The following is a 2048-nucleotide window of genomic DNA, read 5'->3' on the forward strand; positions in this document are numbered from 1 at the left end:
TGGCGGCCGGTTCGACTGGCGCGCTTCCGGCAAGTTTCCACAGTTGACCGAACCCTATGCCGGCTATCACGGCATCGTCTTCGACGAGCAATTCGGCCAGGCCGCCTTCATCATGCGGGCGCGCACCGAAGGCCTGCGCGACTTCGGCGCCTGTCTGTCGCCGACCAATGCCTTTCAATTGCTGCAGGGCGTCGAGACGCTCGGCGTCCGCATGGACCGCCACATCGCCAATACCCATGTGGTGCTGGAAGCCCTGACCGCGAACAAGGCGGTCGAATGGGTCTTGCATCCCTCGCTGCCAAACCATCCCGACCATGAACTCGCCAGGACGCTGCTGCCGCGCGGCGCGGGCTCGATCGTCAGTTTCGGCATCAAGGGCGGCCGTCCCGCGGGCAAGAAGTTCATCGAGGCGCTGCGCATGATCAGCCATCTCGCCAATGTCGGCGACGCCAAGACGCTGGTCATTCACCCCGCCAGCACCACCCATCAGCAGATGGATGCCGCACAGCTCAAGGCGTCGGGAATCGGCGAGGAACTGGTGCGGCTGTCGGTCGGCATCGAATCCGTGGCCGACATCGTCGACGATCTCGGCCAGGCGCTCCGTATTTCGCAGAAGGCTTGAGCCATGCAACTCACCGTCAACGGCATTGATACCTTCGTCGCCACCGGCGGCCGCGACTTCGACAAGTCGCTGCCAGCAATCGTGCTGCTGCACGGCGCCGGCTTCGATCACACCACATGGGCGCTGCATTCGAGGTGGTTCGCGCATCACGGTTTCGGCGTGCTGGCGCCGGACCTGCCGGGCCATGGACGCTCAGCCGGCGCGCCGCTTGCCACCATCGCCGACATGGCCGACTGGACCGCGGCGCTGCTCGATGCGGCGGGTGCGGCGACGGCACGGCTGGTCGGTCATTCCATGGGTTCGCTGATTGCGCTGGAGACCGCTGCGCGCCACCCGGCCAAGGTGACCGGGCTGAGCCTGATCGGCACGGCGGCCACCATGACGGTCGGACCCGATTTGCTGAGGGCGGCCGAAGCCAACGATCATGACGCCGTCGACATGGTCTCGATCTGGGGCCTCGGTTTTCAGGCCGAACTCGGCGGCAGCCTGGCGCCCGGCCTATGGATGCACACCGGCGCACAGCGGGTGCTGGAGCAGTGCCGGCCCGGCGTGCTGTTCAACGACCTCTCCGCCTGCAACGCCTATCAGGGCGCGCTTGCCGCCGCCGCGCAGATAAAAGTTCCGGCCACGCTCATCCTCGGCGAACGCGACATGATGACGCCCGCACGGGCCGGCAAGGCATTGGCCGCGGCGCTGCCGAATTCGCGCACCGTGGTGATGGCGGGCGCCGGCCACATGATGATGGTCGAGCGGCCGGACGAGTTGCTGGCGGCGCTGCAAAGTTAAGCGGGGTTGTTTTTTGACGCGATTGCTTTGCGCGAACTGCGTATCCACCCCGGATCGTGTCCGGGACGCCTTCGCTCGAAAACGCCTCAACTACGCAGTGAACCCATAATTCTGCTGAGCGGACGGCTGGCCAAGTCCGCTATACCCCGATAGCCGACGTATTGTTGCATAGCAGCGAAATGACGCTATGTGCCAGTAGGGTGCATCGACTTTGCTTTGACGGACGCCGTTCTCGCGTCCGGTTTCGGAGCACCAACGGACTGCCCCACGATGCTAAACCGCTTCCTGTTCCACGCAAATTGCGAAGGAATCCTCCTTGCTCAGAGGCTCATCGAGCAGCGCGCAGCGGGCATAGCCGCCTTTTGATCCTGACGACGGTTCGAAGTGCCGGCACGTTCGGCAGACGCCGAACGGCTTGCCGCCGTTGCGCGCCATGGCGCGGGCAAGCGTGTCGCGCAGCAGCGTGACGACCGCGGCGAGATCTGCGGATCGGCTTCCCGCAATATCAGCAGCAAGGTGAGTTAATGGATCATCGACTAGTGCCGCTTCGCCTTGCGTCGTCAAAGACAAATCGACAGAGCGCTTGTCGCGGCTGCTCTGGGTGCGCGTGATGTGTCCTTTCTCCTCCAGAGAAATGAGG

At 64.5% G+C, this 2048-nt stretch carries 2 protein-coding genes and 1 pseudogene; 2 read left to right on the plus strand and 1 reads right to left on the minus strand.

The window, feature by feature from the left end:
* Window positions 1-622, plus strand: a 622-nt coding sequence (locus Q7U29_RS14405; RefSeq protein ID WP_304742517.1) for a PLP-dependent transferase, incomplete at its 5' end; no start/stop codon positions are given.
* A gap of 3 nt (window positions 623-625) precedes the next feature.
* Window positions 626-1408 carry an alpha/beta fold hydrolase gene (locus Q7U29_RS14410; RefSeq protein WP_304742518.1) on the plus strand — a complete coding sequence of 261 codons (783 nt, stop codon included), beginning with the start codon at window positions 626-628 and terminating at the stop codon, window positions 1406-1408.
* Window positions 1409-1681: 273 nt separating this feature from the next.
* Here the strand turns inward: Q7U29_RS14410 and Q7U29_RS14415 are convergent.
* Window positions 1682-2048: pseudogene (locus Q7U29_RS14415) on the minus strand (MarR family transcriptional regulator); the annotation flags it as partial.

The organism is Bradyrhizobium sp. (genome assembly GCF_030654605.1).
Classification (GTDB): domain Bacteria; phylum Pseudomonadota; class Alphaproteobacteria; order Rhizobiales; family Xanthobacteraceae; genus Bradyrhizobium.

What these genes read in the sequence shown, in the direction of transcription:
- Q7U29_RS14410 (WP_304742518.1), top strand. Translation starts at nt 626, where the DNA reads ATGCAACTCACCGTCAACGGCATTGATACCTTCGTCGCCACCGGCGGC.